Annotated in this window: 16 protein-coding genes and 1 pseudogene; 7 read left to right on the plus strand and 10 right to left on the minus strand. The window is 68.1% G+C overall.

Annotated elements, in window-relative coordinates; genetic code table 11:
* Positions 1-323: pseudogene (locus VF794_RS20170) on the plus strand (hypothetical protein); the annotation flags it as partial.
* Between the two features lie 280 nt (positions 324-603).
* Here the strand turns inward: VF794_RS20170 and VF794_RS20175 are convergent.
* Positions 604-2,481: an FAD-dependent oxidoreductase gene (locus VF794_RS20175; protein WP_331112818.1), complete on the minus strand. Its 1,878-nt coding sequence runs from the start codon at positions 2,479-2,481 to the stop codon at positions 604-606.
* Positions 2,482-2,647: 166 nt separating this feature from the next.
* Positions 2,648-4,402 (minus strand): M1 family metallopeptidase, encoded by a 1,755-nt coding sequence (locus VF794_RS20180; protein WP_331112820.1) that lies wholly within the window; start codon positions 4,400-4,402, stop codon positions 2,648-2,650.
* Positions 4,403-4,519: 117 nt separating this feature from the next.
* Between VF794_RS20180 and VF794_RS20185 the strand changes: the two genes are divergently transcribed.
* Both VF794_RS20185 and VF794_RS20190 read left to right on the plus strand, forming a co-directional pair.
* Complete coding sequence (locus VF794_RS20185; protein WP_331112822.1) at positions 4,520-6,910, plus strand: 3-hydroxyacyl-CoA dehydrogenase/enoyl-CoA hydratase family protein; 2,391 nt, start codon at positions 4,520-4,522, stop codon at positions 6,908-6,910.
* A gap of 87 nt (positions 6,911-6,997) precedes the next feature.
* A complete protein-coding gene (locus VF794_RS20190) occupies positions 6,998-8,170 on the plus strand; it encodes a thiolase family protein (RefSeq protein ID WP_331112823.1) in 1,173 nt (390 codons plus the stop codon).
* Positions 8,171-8,279: 109 nt separating this feature from the next.
* Here VF794_RS20190 and VF794_RS20195 read toward each other — a convergent pair whose 3' ends face one another.
* The 4 genes from VF794_RS20195 to VF794_RS20210 form a co-directional block, all read right to left on the minus strand.
* The gene (locus VF794_RS20195) at positions 8,280-10,145 is read right to left on the minus strand and encodes a MutS-related protein (protein WP_331112825.1); all 1,866 of its coding nucleotides are present in this window, start codon (positions 10,143-10,145) and stop codon (positions 8,280-8,282) included.
* Between the two features lie 198 nt (positions 10,146-10,343).
* Entirely contained in the window at positions 10,344-11,090 is a 747-nt protein-coding gene (gene mrpC / locus VF794_RS20200; RefSeq protein WP_204226939.1) for a Crp/Fnr family transcriptional regulator MrpC, read from the minus strand.
* Between the two features lie 275 nt (positions 11,091-11,365).
* A complete protein-coding gene (locus VF794_RS20205; RefSeq protein WP_331112828.1) occupies positions 11,366-12,805 on the minus strand; it encodes a sigma-54 dependent transcriptional regulator in 1,440 nt (479 codons plus the stop codon).
* A gap of 5 nt (positions 12,806-12,810) precedes the next feature.
* The gene (locus VF794_RS20210) at positions 12,811-13,785 is read right to left on the minus strand and encodes a sensor histidine kinase (RefSeq protein WP_331112830.1); all 975 of its coding nucleotides are present in this window, start codon (positions 13,783-13,785) and stop codon (positions 12,811-12,813) included.
* Between the two features lie 303 nt (positions 13,786-14,088).
* Between VF794_RS20210 and VF794_RS20215 the strand changes: the two genes are divergently transcribed.
* Positions 14,089-14,352 carry a hypothetical protein gene (locus VF794_RS20215; protein WP_331112832.1) on the plus strand — a complete coding sequence of 88 codons (264 nt, stop codon included), beginning with the start codon at positions 14,089-14,091 and terminating at the stop codon, positions 14,350-14,352.
* 67 nt (positions 14,353-14,419) lie between these two features.
* Here VF794_RS20215 and VF794_RS20220 read toward each other — a convergent pair whose 3' ends face one another.
* From VF794_RS20220 to VF794_RS20235, 4 genes are all read right to left on the minus strand, one after another.
* Positions 14,420-15,580: a hypothetical protein gene (locus tag VF794_RS20220; protein WP_331112834.1), complete on the minus strand. Its 1,161-nt coding sequence runs from the start codon at positions 15,578-15,580 to the stop codon at positions 14,420-14,422.
* Positions 15,581-15,613: 33 nt separating this feature from the next.
* The gene (locus tag VF794_RS20225) at positions 15,614-17,509 is read right to left on the minus strand and encodes an ATP-binding protein (RefSeq protein ID WP_331112836.1); all 1,896 of its coding nucleotides are present in this window, start codon (positions 17,507-17,509) and stop codon (positions 15,614-15,616) included.
* The gene (locus tag VF794_RS20230; protein ID WP_331112837.1) at positions 17,506-18,471 is read right to left on the minus strand and encodes an ABC transporter substrate-binding protein; all 966 of its coding nucleotides are present in this window, start codon (positions 18,469-18,471) and stop codon (positions 17,506-17,508) included. The genes VF794_RS20225 and VF794_RS20230 overlap by 4 nt, the downstream gene beginning before the upstream one ends.
* Before the next feature lie 90 nt (positions 18,472-18,561).
* Positions 18,562-18,984, minus strand: coding sequence for a hypothetical protein (locus tag VF794_RS20235; RefSeq protein WP_331112838.1), 423 nt, complete (start codon positions 18,982-18,984; stop codon positions 18,562-18,564).
* 159 nt (positions 18,985-19,143) lie between these two features.
* Here VF794_RS20235 and VF794_RS20240 point away from each other — a divergent pair, with 159 nt between their 5' ends.
* The 3 genes from VF794_RS20240 to VF794_RS20250 all read left to right on the plus strand — a co-directional run.
* Entirely contained in the window at positions 19,144-19,986 is an 843-nt protein-coding gene (locus tag VF794_RS20240; protein ID WP_331112839.1) for an SDR family oxidoreductase, read from the plus strand.
* Positions 19,987-20,110: 124 nt separating this feature from the next.
* Positions 20,111-20,530, plus strand: a complete 420-nt coding sequence (locus VF794_RS20245) for an MGMT family protein (RefSeq protein ID WP_331112841.1) — start codon at positions 20,111-20,113, stop codon at positions 20,528-20,530.
* Between the two features lie 60 nt (positions 20,531-20,590).
* Positions 20,591-21,288 (plus strand): amidohydrolase family protein (locus VF794_RS20250; protein WP_331112843.1); only part of this gene is annotated, 698 nt, incomplete at its 3' end.

Consider the following 21,288-nt stretch of genomic DNA (forward strand, 5'->3'; position numbering starts at 1 on the left):
AGGGGAGGCAGCGCGCGGTGCGGGGACTGGTGGAGGAGGTGGAAGCCGAGGCTCGCGCACGGGCCAAACCAGTGTTGGGGGCGCGAGCCGTGAGGGCCCAGCACCCGCATACCCGGCCCGAGCATCTCAAGCGCAGCCCGCGGCCGTTGGGGCATGCCTCCACGCGCCAATCGCTGAGGGAGTTGCGCGAGCAGTACCGGGCTTTCGTCGCGGCGTTCCGAGAGGCAGCAGCTCTGTGGAGGAGGGGGGACTTCACCGCGAGCTTTCCTCTCTACTCCTTCCCGCCGCGTGTCGTGCCGGGTCGCGTCGCTCGAACTCTTTGACACCCTCTCGGGGACACCCTCTCGGGACACCCTCTCGGGAGCCCGAGCGCCTCAAGCGCAGCCCTCGGCCATTAGGGCATGCCTCCACGCGCCAAGCATTAACGGAGCCACGCGTGCAGTACCGTGCCTTTGTCGTGGCGTTCCGAGAGGCGACGGCTCAGTGGACGCGGAGGGATATCTCGGTGAGCTTTCCTCTTTTCTCCTTCCCCCACGTATCCGTGCCGGGTCGCTCAAGGTCTTTGACACCCTCTTGGGCAGGGCTCATCACCTCTCTATGCTTCTATGCTCGGCGGATAAGCTCAGCAACAAGGTTCTTGTAGATGTCAATGACGTGCTGTCGACGCAGTGCGTAGGTGCCGAGACCGGGTCCATTCTTCCATCGCTCATGCCATGACCAAAGGCTGTCGTATGGGTTTGGATCTTCCAGGCCAAGCATTTTGAGTTGGGACCTGAGACGCCGTGCTCTGCGTGTGTATTTGTGCTCAACATCTCCAATGCGCTCTTCGTTGGTTGCAACCGAAGTCATGATCTTTTTCTGATGATCAATATTGGCCAAAGCCCTTCGGGCAATGTCCTCAGGCAAGAGTTGCGCCAAGGCTCTGGAGGGAGGGGCAGGTGGCAACTCGGAGTCATGGTCTTCCGCTTGGAGGTGAGGTGGGATTGGTGCCTGTTGGGATTGTTCAGGCATCAGTTGTGGATGAATGTCATCCGCCGAGTCAGGGAGAACTGATAGGGAAGGTATATTGCTTGTATGTGTGTCTTCAGTTTTCTGGGCGCTCCCCTCTGTCTTTTTTAGTGGTTTTTCAGGGACGGAGGCGTGTGTGTGATGATCATCCAAGCGTTCCTCCGTGCCAAAAGCACCTTCTTCCCAATACCGTCTCCGTGTTTGATCGAGAAGGTGGGGGGCCTGCTTCCAATAATCGCGCCTCGCTTTGCATGCATCCCAGATGGCCGGGAAGTACGCCTCCATCGCTGTCGGTCTCGGCCCGTGACGAAGTACGATACGATCCATGAACTTCACCGTTCGATCGTCGAATTCGACGCGCCACTTCCGCCCTTCTTCGCGCACGTCGACGACTTTGCCGGGCACGAACTCGAATCCACCGGCGTGACGGAGTTGTGCGACGAGGAACCGATTCAGGACAGAGCTATCCCGCTGGAAATAGAAGGGGTTCTCCGCGTTGAGCGTTACGCGCGTGTCCTCGCGCTGCCGTTTCTGGAGGAGTTCGACCACAAACTGAGCCTTGAGTTCCTGGTAGGCTTCGTGCAAAAAGCGCGGTTGATTCGGATCGCGGGCACGGGGGTTGTCCTCAATCTTTCGTATCTGTTCAACGATCGGGCTGATGCTTGGGTTGGAGATGAAATCATTCACCATCTGATCGTGCTGGAAACTGACAATGCAGAGGCGCAATAGGTCTGTCAGCGCTCCATCTCCGCTTCCTGAAACGAGCCAAGTTTGCGGTTCGTCCCTGCTGGGCAGAAACCCATTAGTGGAGTCGAGATCGTCCGGTTCCCAATAACCCCTGCGACTTGGTAGAGCGGTCTCCTCTAGGCCGAATCCCACAGCGAGGACCACGATTGCAAAAGCTTGTCCGTGTGGCACAGGCCTTCGGTTAGGCGGTCGCTCATTCCACGAAACCCACACCTCGTTCGATGTTGGCAGAAGTTTGACCTCCTGCGCGTGGTAGAACTCGTGGATGCGTGGCCCGGCTTCTGCGAGGATGCCTTTCCATCCCTCCTCGAATTGATGTGCGACCTGCGCTACCGTCCCTGCTTCCCAATCGAGCACGGGTAGGCCCGCGCGAGAGTGGTTCCAGCCCGGCATCGGCCAATCGTACACACGCGGATGCAGCCATCGGTTGGGCGCATGCCTGAAGAGTGGGAGGAGGCGATCCTCTTTCTCAAGCACCGTCACATCGACACCTTTGCGCGCCGCAGCCGCAGCGAAGGTCAGCCCTGCGACTCCCGCCCCTATGACGGCGACGTGCTTGCCGCTGCCGATCTGGTCCAAGTGGAGGAGTGCACTGAGCAAGTTTAGGGCTCGGACCTGTTGAGAGTAGATGGTCACTCGCCGCTCGAATGATCCGAGCACGAAGATGTTGGGCATCTCCGGCACCTGCATTGCCTCACGTACCTCGTTCACCCAGTCACGTGCCATCGAAAGACTCTCTGCCTGCTCGCCGCTCGGACGGCAGGTCAACAATGATCACTTTCTTGAGCCACGATTGTTGGCCCTGGACCTGATTGGCCGCCCCTGTACCAACTCAGGGGCATGCCGGTAGTGGAGGCGGCGGGATCGAATCCGCCGCCCCGGTGGTCTGTAACTACGCGCGGTTGAGAATGGACTCGACGGCGGCCTGGGCGATGGGGTGGTAGCGCTCGGCGTAGCGCTTGAACAGGCCGCGCGCGAGCACCTTGCCCTGTGACGAGGCCGCCAGCGCCCCGTACAGCGGCTTGAGGTACTTCATGCGTCCCACCTCGCCCAGGAAGGCCTCGGTGCGCCCCAGCGCCGGCTCCCAGCCCGCCTTCAGCGCCGCCGCCAGCCACGCCACCAGCACCTCCGAGTTCTGGCTCTTCGTCAGGTGGAAGCGCTCGTCCAACTGCCGGAACACGTCCCGCGACGTCCCCTGCGGCAGCCACTCGATGTAGAGCTGCCACTCGGCCGGGGTCCAGTCCTTCACGTCCCCCGGCGAGGGCACCGTGCCCCTCATCCGCGTCATCCGCTCCAGTCGCTCCGAGCGCGGCACCGGTGCGCCCGCCGGAATCCCCGGCTGGTTCAGGTACGCGTCCGCGTCCACCTTCGCCAGCGCCCCCGGCAGCTCCTTCTCCACGAAGGCGGTGAATTGCTCCGTGGTGAGCGCCTGGAAGCGGTGCGCCTCGAGGTAGCGCTTCAGGAAGCCGTCGAAGGCCGGCCGGCCCACCGCGTCCTCCAGCGCTCGCAGCAGCAGGTATCCCTTCTCGTACGGCACCTGCGAGAAGGCCTCGTCCGGATCCACCCCCGTCAGGTGCGTGCGCAGCGCCGTGAGCTGCGGGTGCGCCCGGAAGTGGTGCGTGGCCTCCTCCAGCGACTTCCGCCCCAGCGCCGCGTGCAGCATCGCCACGTCCGGCCCGTAGAGCGCCTCGACGATGCGCCGCTCGGCGAACACCGTGAAGCCCTCGTTCAGCCAGAAGTGCTCCGCCGATGCGTTGGTGACCAGGTTGCCCGTCCACGAGTGCGCCAGCTCGTGCGCCACCACGCTCACCAGGCTCTTGTCCCCCACCAGCAGCGTGGGCGTGAGGAACGTCAGTCGCGGGTTCTCCATGCCTCCGTACGGGAAGGACGGCGGCATCGCCAGCAGGTCGAACCGCTCCCAGTCATACGTCCCGAAGAGCGCCTCCGCCGCCCGCAGCATCGAGTCCACGTCCTCGAACTCCTCGGCCGCCGCCTCCAGTACCTCGGGCTCGGCCCACACGCGCGAGCGCGGCCCCAGCTCCTTCGCCGCCAGCCGCCCCACCGCGAACGCCAGAAGGTACGGGGGAATGGGCTGCGGCATCTCGTAGCGCTCCACCGCCTCCACGCCCTGCTCCTCGCGCCCCGTGAAGCCCGCCGCCATCACCCCCTTCAGCTCCTTGGGCACCGTCAGCTCCGCCCGGTAGCGGATGCGGATTCGCGGCGTGTCCTGGAGCGGTACCACCGAGCGTGCGTGGATGGCCTGGCACTGGCTGAAGAGGTACGGGTACTGGCCCCCCGCCGTCTGCGCCGGCGTCAGCCACTGGAGCGCGCTCGCCCGCGGCGACGTCCGGTAGCGGACGGTCAGCTGCCTCGTCCCGGGGCGCAGCTCCACCCTCAGGCGGCTGCCCAGAATCGGCTCGGGCGGAGACACCAGGAAGGGCAGCGGCTTGCCCTCGGCGTCCACCACCGAGCGGATCTCCAGGTCCCGAGTGTCCAGATCTAGCGGTCCGGCGGAACTCTCCTTGAGGGTAAGAGTGGCCTCGGCATGCAGGCGGCGGGTATGGAAGTCCACGCGCGCCTTCCAGGTGAGGCTCTCGGTCTCGGGTTGAGTGTCGTCGTTGTACGAGTGGGGATCGAGTCGGGCCATGGGGGCACGCACCTTACCCTCCACGGGTGGACAGGAGGGGGCCAAGAGTCGGTTGACTTTTGAGTCAACCGGCGCAATGTCTCCTGCCATCCTTTTTCACGTTGGGAGCCTCTTTCGATGACGACGCGGATCCGCAAAGTGGCAGTTCTGGGCGCGGGCGTGATGGGCAGCGGCATCGCCGCGCACCTGGCCAACTCGGGCGTGCGCGCGCTCCTCCTGGACATCGTTCCGCCCAAGGCGGGGCCCGGTGAGGACACGGCCTCCAAGGCCTTCCGGAACAAGTTCGCCCTCGGGGCGCTGGCCAACATGCGCAAGCAGAAGCCCAGCCCCATCATGTCCGAGCAGGTGTTCACCGGTATCGAGGTGGGCAACTTCGAGGACGACCTGGCCCGGCTCGCCGAGTGCGACTGGGTCATCGAAGTGGTCAAGGAGGACATGGCCGTCAAGCAGGCCCTGTTCGCCAAGGTGGAGCAGCACGCGCGCAAGGACGCCATCGTCAGCTCCAACACCTCGGGCCTGTCCATCAAGGGCATGCTGGAGGGCCGCGGCGCCGAGTTCCGCAAGCGCTTCCTCGTCACCCACTTCTTCAACCCCGTGCGCTACATGAAGCTCCTGGAGCTCGTGGCCGGCCCGGAGACGGACGCCGAGGTGGTGAAGAGCATCCACCGCTTTGGCGAGGAGGTGCTCGGCAAGGGCATCGTCTACGGCAAGGACACCACCAACTTCATCGCCAACCGCGTGGGCACCTACGGGATGATGCGCACCATCTCGGAGATGCAGAAGGCCGAGCTGTCCATCGAGGAGGTGGACAAGATCTTCGGCCCCGCCATGGGCCGCCCCAAGTCCGCCGTGTTCCGCACCGCGGATATCGTCGGCCTGGACACCTTCAGCCACGTGGCGAAGAACTGCTACGACACGCTCACCCAGGACGAGGAGCGTGAGGTCTTCGCCATCCCCGACTTCCTCCAGAAGATGGTCGCCAAGGGGATGCTCGGCGACAAGAGCGGCGGCGGCTTCTACAAGAAGGACAAGAGCGCCGGGGGCAAGGACATCCTCGCCCTGGACCTCAAGACGCTGGAGTACCGGCCCCAGGCCAAGGTGCGCTACGAGTCGCTGGGCGCCGCCAAGGACGTGGAGAACGTGCGCGAGCGCGTGGTCACGGTGATGAACGGCCAGGACAAGGCCGGCAAGTTCGCCGAGCGCATCACCCTCGACGTGCTCGCCTACGCCAGCCGCCGGATTCCGGAGATCGCCGACGACGTGGTCAACATCGACCGCGGCATGCGCTGGGGCTTCGCCTGGGACCTCGGGCCCTTCGAGACCTGGGACGCCTACGGCGTGAAGAAGGGCCTGGAGCGGATGAAGGAACTGGGCCTCAAGCCCGCCGCCTGGGTGGAGCAGATGCTGGCCTCGGGCCGCACGTCCTTCTACGGCGTGGAGAACGGCAAGGACACCTACTGGGACATCCCCAGCAAGTCCGTGAAGGTGGTGCCGGAGAACGTCCGCACCTCGCGCGTGGAGTACCTCAAGCGCGGCAACAAGAAGATCACCGGCAATGAGTCCGCCACCCTGTGGGACATGGGGGATGGGGTGACGCTGCTGGAGTTCCACTCGAAGATGAACTCCATCGACGACAACATCATCGCCATGATGAACACGGCCCTGGACGAGACGGAGAAGAACTTCCGCGGCCTGGTCGTCGGCAATGACGGGGCGAACTTCTCGGCGGGCGCCAACATCATGGCGCTGCTGATGGCGGCCAAGAGCGACGAGTTCGAGGCCATCCGCAAGATGGCGGCGGGCTTCCAGGCCGCCAACCAGCGCATGCGCTACAGCCCGGTGCCGGTGGTGACGGCGCCCTTCAACCTGACGCTCGGCGGCGGCGCCGAGTCGGCCATGGGCGGCAACGCCATCCAGGCCTCGGCCGAGCTGTACATGGGCCTCGTCGAGGTGGGCGTGGGTCTCATCCCCGGCGGCGGCGGCACCATGCAGCTGTTGCGCAACGTGTACGGCGCGTACGCGGCGGACAAGGACTTCGACCCGTTCCCCTTCATCAAGAAGGTGTTCCTGTCGATCGGCACCGCGAAGGTGGCCACCAGCGCCGAGGAGGCGCGCGAGCTGGGCTTCCTGTCGGCCAACGATGGCATCAGCGCCAACCGCGACTTCCTGCTCTCGGACGCCAAGCAGCGGGTGCTCGGCATGGCCAACTCGGGCTTCCGCGCGCCCCGGCCCACGCGCTTCCGCCTGCCCGGGCCCAGCGGCTTCGCCACCATCGACATGATGCTCTACGACATGGAGCTCAACGGGCAGGTCTCCGCGCATGACCGGAAGATCGCCCAGAAGCTGGCGCGGGTGCTCACCGGCGGCGACACCAGCTCGTCCGTGCTCGTCACCGAGGAGCGGCTGCTGGAGCTGGAGCTGGAAGCGTTCCTCAGCCTGTGCGGCGAGGAGAAGACCCAGGACCGGCTGATGTTCATGCTCGAGAAGGGCAAGCCGCTGCGCAACTGAGGCAGAGGCGTTACGGCTAGTTCCACGTCATCCAGTGATTCGAGACTTTGACGCCCGGGGTTACCCCCCGGGCGAGGAGACAGACAGATGCCCGGTCGAGTCGTGATTGCCAGCGCGGTGCGCACCCCGTTCACCCGCGCGCACAAGGGAGAGTTCAAGGACACCCGGCCCGACACCCTCGTGGCCTTCGCCATCAAGGAGGCCGTTGCCCAGGTGCCCGGCCTGAAGCCCGAGGAAGTCGAGGATGTGATTCTCGGCTGCGCCATGCCGGAGGCGGAGCAGGGGATGAACGTCGCCCGCAACGCCGCCCTGCTCGCGGGGCTGCCGACCACCGTGTCGGGGATGACCATCAACCGCTTCTGCTCGTCGGGCACGCAGTCCATCGCCCAGGCGGCGCAGGCCATCAAGGCGGGGATGATCCAGGTCGCCGTGGCCGGTGGCACCGAGTCCATGTCCATGATCCCCATGGGCGGCAACAAGGTGAGCGCCAACCCGGAGCTCATGCAGAAGTTCCCCGAGGTCTATACCTCCATGGGCGCCACCGCGGAGAACATCGCCTCGCGTTACAGCGTGTCGCGCGAGGACGCGGACAAGTTCGCCTACGAGAGCCAGCGCCGGGCGGCCACCGCCCGCGAGCAGGGCAAGTTCAAGGAGGAGATCTTCCCCGTCACCACCACCGTCTATGACGAGGAGGGCAAGGCGCAGCAGGTGACGGTCTCGGTGGACACCATCCTGCGGCCGGACACCACCCTGGAGGGGCTGGCGAAGCTGCGGCCCGCCTTCAACCAGAAGGGCGTGGTCACGGCGGGCAACTCCTCGCCGCTGACGGACGGCGCGGCCGCCGCAGTGGTGATGAGCGAGGAGAAGGCTCAGCAGCTGGGCATCAAGCCGCTCGGCTACTTCCTTGACTACCAGGTGGCCGGCGTGCCGCCGGAGATCATGGGTGTGGGCCCGGTGCCGGCGGTGAAGAAGCTGCTGGCGAAGAACAACCTCAAGGTCGAGGACATCGACGTCTTCGAGCTGAACGAGGCCTTCGCCGCCCAGTCGCTGCACTGCATCCGTGAGCTGGGGATTTCGCTCGACAAGGTGAACCCGAACGGCGGCGCCATCGCCCTGGGTCACCCCCTGGGCGTGTCCGGCACCCGTCTGGTGGCCACCATCCTGCGCGAGCTGAAGCGTCGCAACGGCCGCTACGGCGTGGTGACGATGTGCATCGGCGGTGGCATGGGCGCCGCGGCGCTCGTCGAGGTGGCGAAGTAGTCAACGCCCGCCTGGTCGTACCGCACACGGCCTCTCCTGGCACTCCAGGAGGGGCCGTGGTGTTTCCGGTGCCCTGCCTTCGAGGGGCCCTGGCCCCCCAGGACTGAGCTCAGCTCGCGGCGGGGGAGGGGGGTTGTCCCGGGTCCTCCACCGGGACGCCCGCCATCCGCAGCACCCGCAGCGCGTTCGTGGTGTCCACCACCCCCGAGCGCAGCTGGTAGTCGAACACCATCTTCCCGTTCTCCAGGTGGTCGCGGAAGTGCATGTTCACCACCTTGCCGGCGTACTCCTCCGCCAGATTCGCCAGTGACAGGTCGTGCGTCGTCACCCCGCCGCACGCCCCCGTGGCCAGCAACAGCCGCAGCACCTCGCGCGAGGCGATCTGCCGCTCCCGGGTGTTCGTCCCGAGAAGAATCTCATCCAGCAGGAACAGCGCCTGGCCCCTGGCCGCGGCCGCCGCGTCCAGCACGGCCTTGATGCGCTGCACCTCCGCGTAGAAGTACGAGACGCCCCGCTCCAGCGAGTCCTTCACCCGCATGCTCGTCAGCACCTGGAGCGGCGTCAGCGAGAAGGTCCGTGCGCACACCGGCGCTCCCGCCAGCGCGAGCACCGCGTTCGTCCCCAACGCGCGCAGCAGCGTCGTCTTCCCCGACATGTTGGAGCCCGTGAGCAGCAGCGCGCACCCCGGCCCCGGCAGCCCCACGTCGTTGAGCACCGGCTCCTCCAGCAGCGGGTGCCCCAGCCCCTCGGCCCTCACCCTGGGCCCCTCTCCCTCCACGGTGGGCCAGATGAAGCCCGGCCGGTCATACGCCAGCCCCGCGAGGCAGGAGATCGCCTCCAGCTCCGCGAGCGACTCGAACCAGCCGCGCACCCGCGTTCCGTGCCGCTCCCGCCACCGCTCCAGCGCGAACAGCGCGTGCACGTCCCACAGCGTGAATAGGTTCACCACCGGGTGGAACTGGTTCCGCTTGAGCTCCACGAGCGCGTAGAGCCGGCTGAAGTGCTTCAGGCTCGCCGACACCTGCCCGGTGCCCTCTCCCTGGAGGCCCGACTGGAGCCGCCGCAGCTCCGGGTGCTCGAAGCGCTCTCCCTCCACCCGCTCGAAGACGGGCGCGTAGCGCACGAAGCCACGCTCCCCCGCGGTCATCCGCTCCTCCATCTCCCGGATCGGGCGCCGCGTCGCCTGCACCACGGCCAGCTGCGCCAGCAGCCCGCCCCACCACAGCGACCGGGGCACCACCTCGAGCTGCCCCAGCACGAAGAGCGTCAGCGTCACCAGCGGCAGCACCACCGCCACCGGCCTCGCCCACCGGATGCCCGTGAGCGACGGCCCACTCTCCGCCCACTGGATGAAGAGGCCTGGGTCCGCCTTCTCCTTCGCCACCGTGCGTGCCTCCACGCACACGTCCTGGCGGAAGTCCAACCGGGGCACCAGCTCGCGCGCCGCGCCCTGCCGCGTTCGCACCGCCTCCTCCCGCGCTGGCCCGGACAGCCACGCCGCGAGCCGCTCCTCGCCCGCCCGTGTCGCCGTCTCGTTCATGAGCTGGAAGACGCTGCCCTGGCCGAAGATGTCCAGGTCCGCCGCGTACAGGTGAGAGCCCGCGAGGAAGCGCTCCCCCCGCTCGGCGAAGTCGTGCCAGCCGCGCGTCAGCCGCGCCAGCCCCCGCTCGTTGAGCGCCACGTACAGCCGCTGCCGCTCCTCGCGCAGGAAGACCTGGTGGTGCAGCACCGCCAGCACCCCGAACACCGCGAGCGCCGCCCCGGAGGCCCACCACCAGGGCTTGGGCAGCCGGTTGAACAAAACGAGCGCGGCCACCGCGCCACCCGCGAGGACCACCAGGGCCCGGAGGTTGGCGTAGCGCGCGCTGACGGCATCCAACCGCTTCAGCTCCGCCTCGGCGGTGGTGCGGCGCTCGGTGTACGTGCGGTGGGGAGCGGAGGACTCGGAGGGCGGTGTCGTCACGGGCGCGCGCATGCTGGGTCGCCCGGGCGGACAGGGCAAGCCCCGAGACACACGTACCGCACGAAATGATGAACCCCGGCGCCACACCCGTGAGACGGGAGGCAGCCGGGGCTCTCGTGGCCTCGTCACCCCGGGGGTGGAGGCCGGTTGTTCCTGTTCACTTCACCTTCGCCCCTCCCCCGGAGGGGAGGAGGTAGGCGAGGGCGCTGCTCACTTCTCCTTCGAGGCCAGCTTGCGCAGCGCCTTCTGGTCGCGGATGCAGAGGATGCGGCCCACGTTGCCCAGCACGCCGTCGCGCTTCATCTCGTTGATGAGCGTGGAGACGAACGAGCGGGAGGCGCCCACCAGATCCGCCAGATCCTGCTGGGTGATGCCGCGCAGGTCGGTCTCGCCGCCGTGCGGGCAGCGCTCGCCGTGGGCCTCCGCCAGCGTCAGCAGGGTGTCCGCCAGGCGGGCCGGCACTTCCTTGAAGGTCAGGCCCAGCACGCGCTTGCGCAGGGCACGCACGCGCTCGGCGTAGGCGCGGACCACGTCCACCGCCAGGGCGGGACGGGCCTCGAGCTGGGCGCGGAAGTCGCGGCCCTCGATGCTCCACACCTCGGCCTCACCGGAGGCGATGGCCATCTCCTCGACCGGGGTGCCCTCGGGGCGGAAGAGCTCACCGAAGAGGTCGCCCGGGCGCAGGATGCTCACCACGGAGCGCGAGCTGTTCTTGCCCAGCCGCATCAGCCGCACGCGGCCCGTCTTGAGCAGGTAGACGCGGTCGGTGGTGTCGCCGGGGCGGTAGATGACCGAGTTGTGCGGGAACGACTCGACCTTGAAGTACCCCTTGAAGTCGATGGCCTCCTGGCCGGGGATCAGCTTGTTCGCCGTCACCAGCATGCCGGAGGAGGTGGTCTGGATGGGAGCAACGACGTTGGAGCCGATAGGACCGAGGGGACGATTGAAACCGTGCATGGTGGGTTCTCCTGCAGGCGGTTGAAGGGGAGGCTGCTGTGCTGCGGACGGAACAGTCCCTCTCCAAGCTTTGTGCCAACCCGAACGCTTCAGCCCAAGACGCGAAAAACCCTGGAATGACGGCTACTTGGCGCTACACCCCCGGTTTCTTACCTTCCGAGTGTCCGAAACCTGAAACAGAACGTTCAAACAGTCTGATCAAGTTAAACGAAACGTTCAAATCGTGCGGGCTCTTGTCGGACGGGTGACATTGTCCGGAACAGGGCCTTCGCGGCTCAAGCCTGCGAATCCTGTCGACCGGCGTACTTCTGGAGCTTGCGCTCCAGGGTGGGGCGACTGATGCCGAGGATCTGGCACGTCTTGCCCTTGTGACCCTTGGTCACGTTCATCGCCAGTTCGATGAGCATCCGCTCGGCCTCATCCAGGGTGGGAATCCGGCTGGGGTCATCAATGGTGGAGACGAGGAAGTTGGGCAGGGCGGAGCCCCCGGCGGTGTGGCCATGGCCGTTGGGCTGGCCGGGCTCGGGCTGCACGGGCTCGAGCGCGGGCAGGTTGTCCGACAGCAGCACCTCGCCCGGGGCGAGCACCACCGCACGCGTCAGCACGTTCTCCAGCTCGCGCACGTTGCCCCGCCAGGGCAGGCGCATGAGGTGGTTCAACACCTCGGGCGGCACCCGGGTGACGCGCTTGTGGACCTTCTCGTTGATGCGCTCCAGCAGGTGGTGCACCAGGGAGGGGATGTCCTCGCGCCGCTCGCGCAGCGGGGGAATCAAGAGCGTAATCACCTTGAGGCGCTGGTAGAGGTCCTCGCGGAAGCGCCCGGAGGCCACCTCGTCGGAGAGGTTGCGGTGGGTGGCGGCGATGATGCGGGCGCGCAGCTTGATCTTCTTGACGCCGCCCACGCGGTCGAACTCGCGCTCCTGGAGGACGCGCAGCAGCTTGGCCTGGAGCATCAGCGACATGTCGCCGATCTCATCGAGGAAGACGGTACCGTCCTCGGCCAGCTCGAACTTGCCCGGCTTGAGGCCGGTGGCGCCGGTGAAGGCGCCCTTCTCGTGGCCGAACAGCTCGCTCTCCAGCAGCGTGTCCACGATGGCCGAGCAGTTGATGCCGATGAAGGGCTTGGGCTCGTCGTAGGAGTAGTTGTGGATGACGCGGGCGATGAGCTCCTTGCCCGTGCCGCTCTCGCCGTTGATGAGCACGGTGGCGCGACTGGCGGCCACCTTGCCGATCTCCTTGACGAGCTGCTGCATCAGCCCGCTGGTGCCCACGATGTCGCCCAGGCGCGCCACGGCGCTCTCCACGCTCATGGAGGCCGCGCGGCGCGACAGCTGCCGGTACTCCAGGGCGCGTGACACCACGATGTCCAGGGCGGCCAGATCCGGGAAGGGCTTGTGGATGTAGTCGAAAGCCCCGGCCTTCATGGCCCGGATGGTGGTCTCCATGTCGTGGAAGGCCGTGACGAGGATGATGCGCGCGTCCCCGCACAGGCTCTTCATCTCCTCGATGATGTCCAGGCCCGTGCGGTCCGGCAGCTTCATGTCGAGGATGACGACCCCGGGCATGACCTCGCTCGCCACCCGGAGCGCCCCGGCGGCGCTGGTCGCCGTCACCACCTGATAGCGCGGAGCCCCATCGTGCTCGATGTCCTCGAAGTGCATCTTCAAGGACTCGAGCAGCGAGAGGTCGTCGTCGACGATGAGGAGCGTCTCCATGGTGGTCAGGCGGCGAAGGTGAGCGTGAACACCACGCCCGTTCCAGCGAGGGGCTCGGCGCACACGTCGCCCCCCTGGTGGACCAGGACGCGGCGCAGGGCCGCCAGCGACAGCCCCGCCCCGCGCGCCAGGCCGCACTCGAAGGGCTCGAAGAGCGAGGCCCGCTCCGTCTCGGCCAGCTCACCGGCCGGGTCGTTGAGCAGCAGCAGCACCCGCCCCTCGGGACCCGGGCGGATGGCCACCTCCACGTTCCCACCCTCCGGCATCCCCATGGCCACGTTGAGCAGCACCTGGGCGAGCACCGGCCGCAGCCGCCCCGCGTCCACCTTCACCCGGGGCACGTCCGGGGCCTCGTCCACGCGCACCTCCACGCGGCGCTCGGCCATCTCCGGCGCCACCATGGCCAGGGCCTCCTGCACCAGCGAGCGCGGCGGGTGCTGCTCCAGGTTGGGCGTGGTGTCCCGGCCGTACTCGGACACCATCCACAGCATCCGCTCCAGGGTGCGCACCTCCCGGTTGGCGATGGTCAGCCGGCGCTGGTCCCTCTCGGACAGGCCCGTGTTGCGCGCCAGCGTCTGCACCGCCATCTTCACGGAGCTGAGCGGGTTGCGCAGCTCGTGGCTGAGCTGCGAGGCGAGCCCGGAGAGCTGCACCGGCGGCGCCCCGTCCAGCAGCGCGCGCAGCTCCATCACCCCCGCGGTGGCCTCGCCCCCGTCCAGGCCGAGCGTGAGCCGCAGCGGCACCGGGTCCCCCGCGCCGAGCTGGCCATAGAAGAACTCCGTCGCGCGGGCGTCACGCCGGGCCAGGGCGTCCAGCTCACGCGCCTTGTCGGCGCTGATCCCCAACGCCACATGGAGGGGCCGCTCCTTGAGCTCCGAGGCCGGACGGTGCAGCACCGTCTCGCAGTCTCCCTCCGCGCGCGTCACGTGCAGGCTGGGAGACCAGGAGAGCTGGGCGGCTTGGAGAAGGTGGTGGTTCATGGGCACAGGTGCGAAACATAACGAATCGCCATCCCCGCTGTCCCCCCACACGGTGATGTGGTTTCCCTTTAGAATCCGCTACTTGGCGTCCTCCCCACCTGGGGAGCGGCTCCGGCGGACGCTCGACTGTTCGCCAGCTGACGGTTGGGGCCTCCACGAAAGCCCGTCAAGGCCCGAGTCCAAGAAAACCCGGGGAAGTGCGATCATCCTCCCGATGACGGATGTTGAACGGGCGGGGAGGCGGGTACGGTTCGCATCGTCGGTGGTGGCCACCCCGCCTCCGCTCACCCCCAGGAGACTTCCATGACCAGCAAGAACCTGAAGAAGCAGCTCCGCAAGCAGCGCCGTGGCCAGGGCATGACCGAGTACATCATCATCGTCGCCCTGATCGCCATCGCGGCGATCGGCGTCATCACCCTCTTCGGCAACAACATCCGCCGCCTGTTCGGCGCCTCGGCCGACGCGCTGGCCGGTGAGACCGAGGTGGAGAGCGGCGCGAAGATGGCGAGCGAGGACCTGAAGACGAAGGACCTGAAGACCTTCGGCCAGAACAACGCCGAGGAGTAAGACTCGCGCGGTTCCGGTTTCGCCCGAGGGCGGTCCCACCAGGGGCCGCCCTTCGTGTTTGCGGGGTTCAGCCGGTGAAGCCCAGCCGGCGCAGCATGACGCGGCGGATGCTGGGGATGCGGAAGCGGTAGATGAGGGCGTCGGCGAAGTAGTGGGCGAGCACCACGCCGAGGCTCAGCGTGGTGAGCCCACGTAGGACGATGTGGGACCTCAGGTCCGCGCCCGCGGCGCTCACGGTGCCGGTGACGGGCCCGGAGATGACGAGGTGCACCACGCCCAGCGCCACCAGGGGCAGCATGGACAGCACCATGGCGGGCCAGATGAAGGCGCGCCCCAGGCGGGAGGGGGGATCTCCCTCGCGAGGCTCCAGCATCCGGGCGGTGAGCAGGTAGTACTCGAGGCCATGCAGGGCGGGCAGCATCACGTTGCCCCAGGAGGGCGCCATCAGGGAGAGCCCCGTGCCCAGGGCCACGGTGAAGAGGTAGAGCACCTTGGGGCCGCTGGCCGTCCCGGAGCGCAGCACGGCGCGGAACAGCAGCAGGAAGTAGCCCAGCCACACCGCCAGCAGGAGCGCCAGCGCGCCGTGGGGCAGGAGAGCGCCCTGGTGGATGTCCAGGTAGGGCGTGTCGCCGGGGCGGTCCGTCTCGGCGACGAAGAAGAAGCGCACCAGCACCAGCACCAGCATCAACGGGACGAATGCCTGTTGGAGCCGCCGCTCGAGCGGGGCGGGCGCGGAGATTCCCGCCTGGTGTCCGCGCAGCATGTGCAGGGACCAGAAGCCCTTGCACTGCGAGAAGGTGTGGTGGAGCCCGAAGACGTTGAAGAGGACGCCCACCACGATGGCGTAGCCCCGGGCGTCCACATAGTAGAGGGCGAACATCAGCCCGCCCACGGCCAGCATCCCCAGGCTGCCGAGCAGCACCATCCGGGGCTGGCGAGGCTCCGCGGTGAGCACGTCCCGGTGCACGGCGAAGAGCAGGAAGGTGAGCACCACGTGGGTGCCATTGCCGAGGATGTACTGGGCCGTCCAGATGGCCATCCGGTTGACGGTGCCGGAGACGGGCTCCATCAGGGTACTCAGCACCCAGGCCAGCACCGTGAGGGCCAGGGGGATCAGCAGCAGCAGCCCATCCCTCCGAGCGGAGAAGAGCCACAGCCCCTGGAAGGACAGGGTGTGGGTCGGAGCGGCGGACGGGGTCAACGCGGCGGAGGAACTCGGCGACGTCATCTCGCCGGGAGTCTACCAGAGGATGGGCGTCGCCTACCTGTCCGAGGCCCGGGGCGCCACGGGCATGAAGACGCGGAAGGTCGTGCCCCGGCCGACCTCGCTGGACACCTCGATGCGCCCGCCCATGGCCGTGACGATGCCCTGGCAGATGGAGAGGCCCAGCCCGGTGCCCACCCCCACGGGCTTGGTGGTGAAGAAGGGCTTGAACAGCCGCTGGAGGTTCTCCGGGGGGATGCCCACCCCCGAGTCCTCCACCAGCACCACCACCTCGCCCTCCCCGGCGCGTGTCGTGGCGATGCGCACCCGGTTGCCCTTCGCGTCCCCCTCGGGGATGGCCTGGGCGGCGTTGACGAGCAGGTTGAGGAAGAGCTGTCCGAGCCGCGACTCGTTGCCGAGCACCGGCGGCAGCTCCCCGTACTCCTTCACCAGTTGCGCGCGGTGGCGGATCTCACTGCGGGCCAGGCTGGCGCACGAGTCGAGCACCGCGTGGATGTCCACCGGGCCGAAGCGCTCGTCCTCCCGCCGCGAGAAGCTCCTCAGGTCGCGCACGATGTTGCGCATGCGCTCCCCACCGTCGAGGGCCTCGCGGAGCGCCTGGTGGACCTCCTGGGCCCGCTCGCCCTCCAGGGGCTTGCCCTCCTTGCCCACCTCGTCCAGCTCGTCCACCGCGAAGCGCAGGTTGCTCAGCACGTAGGCGATGGGGTTGTTGAGCTCGTGGGCCACGCCCGCGGCCAGCGTGCCGAGCGACACCATGCGGTCCGTGGCCCGGAGCTTCTCCTGCACCTGCTTGCGCTCGGTGATGTCGCGCGCGATGGACACCACCGCCGGCTGGCCGTCGAAGGGGATGGAGAACGTCACCACTTCCCCCAATATCTGCTGGCCCTCGCGGTGTTGGAAGCGCACCTCCCGGGCGGCGCCGGCCTCGCCCGCCTCCGAGAGCGCGGCCTGCTCTCCGGGCATGAGCAGCTTCTCCACCTCGCGGCCGCGCAGTGCCTCCTCGTGCTCATGGCCCAGCAGGGCGACGGCCGCCGGGTTGGCGAAGAGCACCCTGTGCTCCCGGTGGACGATGATGGCGTCCGGGGTGCGCTCGATGAGGGTGCGGAAGCTGGCCTCCGAGCGTCGCAGGGCCTCCTGGTCCTGGCCAATCCGCTCGGCCATCTCGTCGAAGGCGCGGCCCAACGTCCCGAGTTCGTCCACCCCGCGCAGCCCGGCGCGCACGTCCAGCTCCCCTCCGGCCAACCGGCGGGCGGCGGACTCCAGGCGCTGCACGCGCTGCCCGAGGGCGAAGTGGAAGACGAGCCCCGTCAGCCCGGCGATCAACCCCAGCAGGAGGCTGGCGCGCAGCGCGGAGCGCTCGGCCCGGTGGTGCTGGGCGGCCTTGAGCTGGGACAGGTCGTGCTGGAGGTAGAGCATCCCCGTCCGCCGCCCCGCGTCCAGCGTGCCGAGGATCACCGGGTAGTAGCCCTCCACCCGCGTCCCATCCGCGCTGATCTCCACCTGCCCGCTCATCCTCCGCCGGGCGGACTCCATGTGGGCGAGGGCCTCCGGTCGCGTGAGCTCCGGCCACGCCTCCTTCGCCGGACGGCCGATGAGGGCGAGCTGGGTGGAGGCCATCACCGTCTGCTGGTCATCCAGCAGCAGGCCCACCCGCAGGTCCGGATTGGAGCCCAGGCCGGCGACCTCCTCGCGCACCGCCTCGAGCTGATCGGTGCGCAGCAGGTAGTCGAGCGTCCCCTGGAGGAGCGTCATCCGCAGGGTGACGTCCTCGCGCGCGTGCTCCTCCACCTGCTGCTCCCTCAGGCCCAGGTCCCGGTGCAGGGTGTAGAGGCCAAAGAAGCAGGCATAGGCCAGCAGCAGGAGCGGGACGAGGAGCCGCAGCGACAGCAGCCGGTGCCATCCGACGCGCCGGGCCTTCACCGGGGAACTCATGGTGAGACCCGCAGCAGGGGGCCGTCATCGAGCAGCCGCGAGGCCTCTGGCTGCTTGCGCAGCAACTGGTGGTGCCGCAGCAGCTCCCCCAGCCGCTCGATGCTGTCGTACAGCCGGGGGCGGGGGCCGGTGAGCTGGGCGTGCTGCTCGTGCTCGCCCATGAGCTGGAGTCCGGACAGCGTCTCCTGGAACCGCCCCGCGTCCAGGTCGAGCCGCCGCGCCATCCGTCGCACGCCCTCCTGGGGGTGCTCCCTCGTCCAGGCGAGGGCCGCGAACCAGCCGCGCAGCAGCGCGTCCACCTGCTCGGGGTGGGCCTCGAGAACGCTCTGGCGGACCACCAGGACGTCGACGACCTCCCCGGGGATGTTTTTGCTGTCGAAGAGCCTGCGCGCGCCCACGTCGGCCAGCTGCTGGCAGTACGGCTCGTAGGTCACCACCGCGTCCAGCTCGCCCCGCTGGTACGCCTCCACGTGCGTCTCCAGTGGGCTGAACTCCAGCCGCACGTCCTCGCGCCGCAGCCCCGTCTCCTGGAGGGCCCGGTTGAGCATGTACAGGCCGAGCATCGAGTCCTCGGACCCGACCCGCCGGCCCTTCAACGCGGAGAGCCCGGCCACCTCGGGTCGGGTCATCAGGCAGTCCGCCCCGTGAGAGGCGTCGAACACCAGCACCACCCGCGGCTCATGGCCGAGCTCATCGAAGAGGAGGGCCTCCTCGAGGCTGGCCGCGATGGCGTCGATGGCACCGTTGCGGAACGCCCTCACGGATTGGGCGGAGGTCACGTACTCCACGAGATGGACGCGCTGGGCGGGGAACAGGCCCAGCTCGCGGGCCAGGAAGAGGGGCTCGTAGCCGGGCCAGGGGACGGTTCCCACCCGGAGAGGGGCCTGGGGCGCTGGCGTGCAGGCGGCGCACAGCAGCAACACCACCGCGAGCAGGCGGCTCTGTCGTCTCCGTGTGTTCATGGGACGGGGCGAGAATAGCAAGGGGAGCACCCCCGCCGGGAAGATCTACCGGCCCCGTCGTGCTTCCCCCGGGCCTCTGAGCCAGGGCCCTTACGGCAGGATCTCTGTCGGAGGCGTCACCGCCTGGCACACGCCCTCCACCAGCTCGACCTCCGGTGGCGGCGTGAAGATGCAGATGGAGAAGATGTCGCACTGGCGGTTGAACCGCTCCTCTCGCCTCGCGAGCTGATCCAATGCCCGCAGGAGCCGCTGCTCATCGGTGGTCTCCGCGCAGTAGACGATGTAGTCCCTTGGCCCACCGCAGGCCCGGACTCCCACCGGGGCGGTGCGGCATTGGCTGACCTCCGTGCAACCCTCGGCCACGACGAGCGCCCGGGCCGCTTCCTCGAGTTCCTGGATCGCCGTTGGATCACAGATCCGTGGAGCCTCTTGACGCTCTGGCTCCTGGGCGAGCGCGCTTGCCTGCCGTGCCGCGATCCCCACGCAGAGCCCTCCCCAGAGCAGCAAACCCATGCCCGCCTTCATCCAAGCTCGAGTCATCTTGTCCCCCCCTCGTGGTGTTACCGACGACGCACACCACGGTGGACATCGAGCCGCTGTGGCACAATCAACGGCCTTCCGCCCGCCGACCGGCTGGTCGATGGGCCGCTCTACTCTCAACGTGGATCTTCCATGACGAACGACTTCTTGAAGGATCGGGTGTGCCTGGTGACGGGTGGGGCCCAGGGAATTGGCTGGGCGACGGCGCGGCGGCTCGCCGAGGCCGGTGGCACGGTGTACGTGTGCGACATCTCCGAGGAGAACCTGCGGACGGCGCGCGAGCAGGTCACCGGGCTTGGCCAGGCCGAGCGCTTCCACTTCTCCCGCTGTGACGTCTCGGACCGGGGTCAGGTGGAGGCGTGGTGCGCCGGTATCCTGAAGGAGGCGGGCCACATCGACGTGCTCGTCAACAACGCCGCCTTCATCCGGTGGGACGACGTGAACAACATGTCCGTGGAGGACGTGGAGCGGACGATGGAGGTGGGCTTCAACGCCATCGTCTACACCACCAAGGCGGTGCTTCCCTCCATGCAGGCGAAGGGCTACGGCCACATCGTCAACGTCGGCTCCTCCGCGGGTCGCGTGTTCGCGGGGGGCTCGTCCGCCGCATACGCGGCGATGAAGGCCGCGGTGGGCGGCTACACGCAGACGTTGCAGACGGAGCTGGCCCACACGCCCCTGCACGTCATGCTCGTCCGCCCCGGAGCGGTGGCCGGCACGGAGTTCTTCCGCAAGCACGTGCCGTCCTCGCGCATGCCCCGGATGGCGGACTTCGTCCCGCCGCTCTCCCCCGAGAACATCGCCGAGGCCATCCTCCGGGGGATGAAGCGTCGGACGCTCATCCTGGACGTGCCCCGCTCTTTGGGCGTCTTCTACTTCCTCTTCGATTACGCGCCGGGCGCCATGCGCTGGCTGCTGCGCCAGGGCGGGAACGCTCGGAGCGACTTCAGCAAGTTGCCGGACAAGACCGCCTGACCCACGGCTCGAACCCGGGTACCTGGACCCATCGCGTGGGGTTGGGCACCTGACGGCGGACGTAGTACCGACTTCCCCTGGACCTGTCCTCTGAGGTAGTACCTGTCACCTGACGGGAGAAGACATGTCCATCATCACCATCACCACGCAGGAGCGAAGGTTCTTCGAGCGCATCTACCAGGTCGTCGAGCAGGTGCCTCGAGGCCAGGTATCCACCTATGGCGACATCGCCATCATCGTGGGGGGAGGCTGCGATGCGCGCATCGTGGGGCTCGCGATGGGCGACCTGGGGCCCCGTGCCGCCAAGGTGCCCTGGCAGCGCATCATCAACCGATCAGGAGGCATCAGCACGCAGGGGTATGGCCAGCGGGAGTTGCTGGTGGCCGAGGGCGTCGAGTTCGACGAGAAGGGCAAGGTGCGCCTGGAGCGCTTCCGCTGGGCCGGGCCCCCCCAGGAGTGGGTGACGAAGCACGGCTTCAACCCGTTGCCCGCCCGCACTTCCAAGGATGACGAGGAGGACAAGTCCCAGCTCCGCCTCTTCTGAGTATGGGGGCAGGAGAGTCTCGCTCCCCCGGCGGCACTCCATGCGTATACTCGCGACTCCATGGAAGGCCGCCTGGTCCTCAAGAACTGTTCCATCTTCCGCGCGGATGGTCGCGGGCGCTCTGGCATGGCCATCGTCATCGAGGATGGCCGCATCCGCCGCGTCTCCCCCGACGCCGAGGTGCCCGTACTGCCCGGCGACTGGGAGGTGTCCTGTCGCGGTCGGCTGGTGACGCCGGGGCTGGTGGACTGCCACTCGCACCTGGTGGGAGACCTGCTCGTGCCGGCCTCGGGCGAACTCCTCCTGCACCCGCCCAAGTTCCGACTGGAGCATGAGCGGCGCCTGTCCTCGCACCTCACCGCCACGGACGTGGAGGTGCTCTCCCGCTTCGCGATGGCCCGGGCGCTGCGCTCGGGCGTCACCCTGGCGGTGGAGCACCTGTCCTGCCCGGCCGACGTGGCCGGAGGGCTCGAGGCCCAGGCGCGCGCGGCCGAGCAGCTCGGCCTGCGGCTGGTGACGAGCCATGCCACCCACACCCTCGATGGCGCCGACAAGGCCGTGGCCCAGGCGGAGGCCAATGCCGACTTCGTGCGGCGCCGGGCCTCGCACCCGCTGGTGCGCGGCGCGCTCGGCTTCCACGCCTCGTGGACGAGCGGGGACGCCCTGCTGCGGCGGCTCGCCCAACTGCGCGAGTCCTCCGGCGCGCCCATCATCTTCCACCTCTCCGAGGGAGACCATGACCTGGCCTCCACCTGGGA

This window comes from Archangium sp. (genome assembly GCF_036389735.1).
Classification (GTDB): Bacteria; Myxococcota; Myxococcia; order Myxococcales; family Myxococcaceae; genus Archangium.

What these genes read in the sequence shown, in the direction of transcription:
- VF794_RS20180 (WP_331112820.1), bottom strand. Translation starts at nt 4,402, where the DNA reads ATGGCCCGACTCGATCCCCACTCGTACAACGACGACACTCAACCCGAG.
- VF794_RS20230 (WP_331112837.1), bottom strand. Translation starts at nt 18,471, where the DNA reads ATGAACACACGGAGACGACAGAGCCGCCTGCTCGCGGTGGTGTTGCTG.
- VF794_RS20210 (WP_331112830.1), bottom strand. Translation starts at nt 13,785, where the DNA reads ATGAACCACCACCTTCTCCAAGCCGCCCAGCTCTCCTGGTCTCCCAGC.
- VF794_RS20220 (WP_331112834.1), bottom strand. Translation starts at nt 15,580, where the DNA reads ATGACGTCGCCGAGTTCCTCCGCCGCGTTGACCCCGTCCGCCGCTCCG.
- VF794_RS20205 (WP_331112828.1), bottom strand. Translation starts at nt 12,805, where the DNA reads ATGGAGACGCTCCTCATCGTCGACGACGACCTCTCGCTGCTCGAGTCC.
- VF794_RS20240 (WP_331112839.1), top strand. Translation starts at nt 19,144, where the DNA reads ATGACGAACGACTTCTTGAAGGATCGGGTGTGCCTGGTGACGGGTGGG.
- VF794_RS20175 (WP_331112818.1), bottom strand. Translation starts at nt 2,481, where the DNA reads ATGGCACGTGACTGGGTGAACGAGGTACGTGAGGCAATGCAGGTGCCG.
- VF794_RS20225 (WP_331112836.1), bottom strand. Translation starts at nt 17,509, where the DNA reads ATGAGTTCCCCGGTGAAGGCCCGGCGCGTCGGATGGCACCGGCTGCTG.
- VF794_RS20190 (WP_331112823.1), top strand. Translation starts at nt 6,998, where the DNA reads ATGCCCGGTCGAGTCGTGATTGCCAGCGCGGTGCGCACCCCGTTCACC.
- VF794_RS20215 (WP_331112832.1), top strand. Translation starts at nt 14,089, where the DNA reads ATGACCAGCAAGAACCTGAAGAAGCAGCTCCGCAAGCAGCGCCGTGGC.
- VF794_RS20185 (WP_331112822.1), top strand. Translation starts at nt 4,520, where the DNA reads ATGACGACGCGGATCCGCAAAGTGGCAGTTCTGGGCGCGGGCGTGATG.
- VF794_RS20245 (WP_331112841.1), top strand. Translation starts at nt 20,111, where the DNA reads ATGTCCATCATCACCATCACCACGCAGGAGCGAAGGTTCTTCGAGCGC.
- VF794_RS20235 (WP_331112838.1), bottom strand. Translation starts at nt 18,984, where the DNA reads ATGGGTTTGCTGCTCTGGGGAGGGCTCTGCGTGGGGATCGCGGCACGG.
- mrpC (WP_204226939.1), bottom strand. Translation starts at nt 11,090, where the DNA reads ATGCACGGTTTCAATCGTCCCCTCGGTCCTATCGGCTCCAACGTCGTT.
- VF794_RS20195 (WP_331112825.1), bottom strand. Translation starts at nt 10,145, where the DNA reads ATGCGCGCGCCCGTGACGACACCGCCCTCCGAGTCCTCCGCTCCCCAC.